Source organism: Ruthenibacterium sp., assembly GCF_017421385.1.
Lineage (GTDB): Bacteria > Bacillota > Clostridia > Oscillospirales > Ruminococcaceae > Ruthenibacterium > Ruthenibacterium lactatiformans.
The window spans coordinates 1-3,901 of sequence record NZ_JAFOIN010000118.1 but is presented as its reverse complement, the minus strand read 5'-3'; the positions used below and the strand labels follow the sequence as shown (position 1 = coordinate 3,901).

Sequence of the window (3,901 nt, the reverse complement as noted above, 5' to 3'; positions counted from 1 at the left end):
TGGCGCGGGCGCGCTTTTCTTTTTTCACGGCTCTCCCTCCATTTCCAGAAGATACCCCACCTTATAGACGGTCTTGATATGCTCCTGCCAACCCAGCTTTTTGCGCAGGCGCTGGATGTGCAGGTCCAGCGTGCGCGTGCCGTCATCCATCTCGCCGCCCCAAACATGCTCGAACAGCACGTCGCGGTACAGTGCCGCGCCCCGGTTGCGCAAAAGCTGTTCCAGAAGGTCGAATTCCCGGGGCGTGAGGGCCACCGGCACGCCCGCCTTGGTGGCGCTGCGCGCCACGGTGTCCACCGTAACGTCCCACGCGCGCAGCAGCGCGCCGCCGCGCCCGGTACGGCGCAGCACGCTTTCCACCCGCGCCACCAGTTCCGCCACCTCAAACGGCTTCACGATGTAATCATCCGCGCCCAGGTTCAGCCCGCGCACCCGGTCGCCCAGAGTGCCCTTAGCCGTGATGAAAATGACAGGCGTGCCCATGGGCCGCAGATACTCCAGCAGCTCATAGCCGTCCAGCCCGGGCAGCATGATATCCAGCAGCACCAGGTCGTAATCGTTCTGTTCGATCTTATCCGCCGCCGCGCAGCCGTCGTTGACGGCCTCGCATTGATAACCTGCCCGCGCCAGGCTCATTTCAATGAGCTGGGCGATTGGTACTTCGTCTTCTACGATCAGGATGCGGTTCATGCCGCTTCCCCCCTTGCATCAGTTTCTACCATCAGAGTAACGGATGAATGTATCAGATTTGTTTCATTCCCGGGCTTATACGCAAAAAACAACCGTCGGGAACGGGCATACGCCCGCCTCCCGGCGGCTGTTGTTTCACATTTTTCAGTAAGCCAGCACGATGCCGCCGTCGTAAGCGTATACCGTGGACAGGCCGCTGGTGGGCACCAGGATCACCTCGCGCAGTGCCGCACATTTTTCCAGAAATTCCTTTTTCAGCATCAGGGCGCGCTCGGGGCAGTTGCAGTAGCTCAGCACCATCGTCAGGCTGGAGGCTGCGGCCTCCCGCGTGCCTTCGGCGATGAGCTCCACCAGACGGCGCATGGCGTTCTGGGTGCCGCGCACCTTTTCGATGGCCGCGATGCTGCCGTGGCCGTCGTCGCCCATGATGGGCCGCAGCGAAAGCATGCCGCTCAAAAGGCCCGCCACCTTGGAGATGCGGCCGTTTTTCACAAGGTTGGAAAGGTCCTCCAGCACGAAGCGCGTTTTCATCCGCGCAATGAACGCTGTCATCTCGGCGACGATGTCCTCGAAGGAATGCCCGCCGTCGATGCGGTCGCGCAGCATCAGGGCGATGAGCGTTTCGCCTGCGGACGCGCTCTCGGAGTCAAAAATATGAATCTTCTTTTCCGGGCTTCGCTCCAGCACCATCTCCCGGCCAACGCAGGCGGCGTTATAGCTGCCGGACAGCTTGCCGGAGAGCGTCACCACAAAGCTCTCCTCGCTTTTTTCCATCAGCGCGGCGTATTCATCCGGCGAGGGGCAGGCTGTGGAGGGAGCGTTTTTATACGCCTTCATGTCCGCGATGAGCTTTTTTGTGTCGATGCGCTCGTCGTCCACATAGTGGATGCTCCCCACGTCGATCTTCAGGCTTGCGACAGACACGCGCAGCAGGTTGCGCAGCGCGGGGGTAAGGTCGCAGCAGCTGTCTACAATGATCTGGATATCCATTCCTGTTCTCCCTCTACTCTCACAATATATACCATTCTAACTTTTACGGGGCAAAAAGTCAATTGAAAGGCCTCTTCCCTTGTAATCATATCAGAAATTTGTTAAAATTTTATGCGAACGGCGTGTATATTTTACGCGCGCCGCAAAAACGGGAGTGAAAAAGGGAGCGTTTGCATGAAAACCGATATCCAGATCGCGCAGGAAGCTGTTTTGGAACCCATTTCCGACGTGGCCGCGTCGCTGGGGCTGGACGGTGAGAGCCTGATCCCCTACGGAAAGTACAAGGCCAAGGTGGACCACCGCCTTGTGAAAAAGCTGGCCGAAAAAAAGGACGCCAAAGTCATTCTTGTAACGGCCATCAGCCCCACGCCCGCGGGCGAGGGCAAAACCACCACCAGCGTGGGCCTGGCGGACGCGCTGCACCGAATGGGCAAAAACGTCGTCCTCGCGCTGCGGGAGCCCAGCCTCGGCCCCGTGTTCGGCGTAAAGGGCGGCGCCGCGGGCGGCGGGTATGCACAGGTGGTGCCCATGGAGGACATCAACCTGCACTTCACAGGCGATCTTCACGCCATCGGCGCGGCCAACAATCTGCTGGCCGCCATGGTGGACAACCATATTTATCAGGGCAACGCGCTGAACATCGATCCGCGGCGCATCACCTGGAAGCGCTGCGTAGACATGAACGACCGCCAGCTCCGCTTCATCACCGACGGCCTGGGCGGCAAGGCCAACGGCACGCCGCGTGAGGACGGCTTCGACATCACCGTTGCAAGTGAGGTGATGGCCATTTTCTGCCTTGCCACCGATCTGGCCGACCTGAAGGCCCGCCTGGGCCGCATCGTAGTGGGCTACACGTATGCGGGCGCGCCCGTCACGGCGGAGCAGATCGGCGCGGCGGGCGCCATGGCCGCGCTGCTGAAGGACGCTTTTGACCCGAACCTGGTGCAGACGCTGGAGCACACGCCCGCGCTGGTGCACGGCGGGCCGTTCGCCAACATCGCCCACGGCTGCAACAGCGTCATCGCCACAAAGCTGGGCATGAAGCTGGCAGATTATGTCGTCACCGAGGCGGGCTTCGGCGCGGACCTGGGCGCGGAAAAATTCCTCGACATCAAGTGCCGCCTGTCCGGCATCGAGCCCTCCGCCGTTGTGGTCGTTGCCACGGTGCGCGCGCTCAAGCACCACGGCGGCTGCCCCAAGGCAGAGCTGGGCGTGCCCAGCCTTGAATATCTGGAGGCCGGCAGCGCGAACCTGGCCCGCCATGTGGAAAACATGCAGAGCAAATTCGGCATGCCGGTGTGCGTGGCCATCAACGCCTTCCCCACCGACAGCCCCGAGGAGCACCAGTACCTGCGGGACCTGTGCGCCCGGCTGGGCGTGCCCTGCGCGCTGAGCGAGGTGTTTGCAAAAGGCGGAGCGGGCGGCCTGGAGCTGGCCGAGGATGTGCTGGGCATTTTGGAAAAACGTCCGGTGCGCTTCACCTATCCGGACGACGCGCCCGTGGCGGACAAGGTCCGCGCGGTATGCAAAAACATATACGGCGCGGCGGACGTGGTGTTTTCCGCCGCCGCAAAAAAGCAGCTTGCGGAGCTGGACGCGGGCGGCTTTGGCCGCCTGCCCGTGTGCATCGCCAAGACGCAGTACAGCTTCTCGGACGACGCCTCGCTGCTGGCCGCGCCCTCCGGCTTCACGATGACCGTGCGGGAGCTGCGCCTCTCTGCGGGCGCGGGCTTCGTCGTTGTGGTGATGGGCAATATCATGACGATGCCCGGCCTTCCCAAAAAGCCCGCGGCCGAGGGCATCGACGTGGACGAAAACGGCGTCATCAGCGGCCTGTTCTGAGCGCTTTCTGGCAAACGCCGCACAAAAAAGCATATGCAAACAGCGCCGCTCCAAAGGCACATCTTTGGAGCGGCGCTGTTTTTTTGCACTTGTTTTCCGGGCGCTTTACAGCACCTTACCGAGAAAATCCTTCAAACGCGGGTTTTTGGGGCTGCCGAAGAACTCCGCCGGAGCGGCCTCCTCCATGATAACGCCCTCGTCGATGAACACCACGCGGTTCGCCACCTCGCGGGCAAAGCCCATCTCGTGGGTGACGACCACCATGGTCATGCCCTCCCGGGCAAGCTGCTGGATAACGTCCAGCACCTCGTGTACCATCTCCGGGTCCAGCGCGCTGGTGGGCTCGTCGAACAGCATCACGTCCGGCTGCATGGCCAGC

General features: G+C 61.8%; 4 protein-coding genes. 1 reads left to right on the top strand and 3 read right to left on the bottom strand.

The genetic code is table 11. From position 1 onward, the window contains the following. Positions 1-24 precede the first annotated feature (24 nt). Entirely contained in the window at positions 25-690 is a 666-nt protein-coding gene (locus tag IIY41_RS13965; protein WP_009325125.1) for a response regulator transcription factor, read from the bottom strand. Between the two features lie 144 nt (positions 691-834). After that, a complete protein-coding gene (locus IIY41_RS13960; protein WP_058722811.1) occupies positions 835-1,680 on the bottom strand; it encodes a DegV family protein in 846 nt (281 codons plus the stop codon). A gap of 174 nt (positions 1,681-1,854) precedes the next feature. Between IIY41_RS13960 and IIY41_RS13955 the strand changes: the two genes are divergently transcribed. Beyond that, a complete protein-coding gene (locus IIY41_RS13955; RefSeq protein WP_139056038.1) occupies positions 1,855-3,522 on the top strand; it encodes a formate--tetrahydrofolate ligase in 1,668 nt (555 codons plus the stop codon). A gap of 105 nt (positions 3,523-3,627) precedes the next feature. Here IIY41_RS13955 and IIY41_RS13950 read toward each other — a convergent pair. Then, on the bottom strand, positions 3,628-3,901 hold a 274-nt coding region (locus tag IIY41_RS13950), incomplete at its 5' end, for an AAA family ATPase (RefSeq protein ID WP_502709822.1).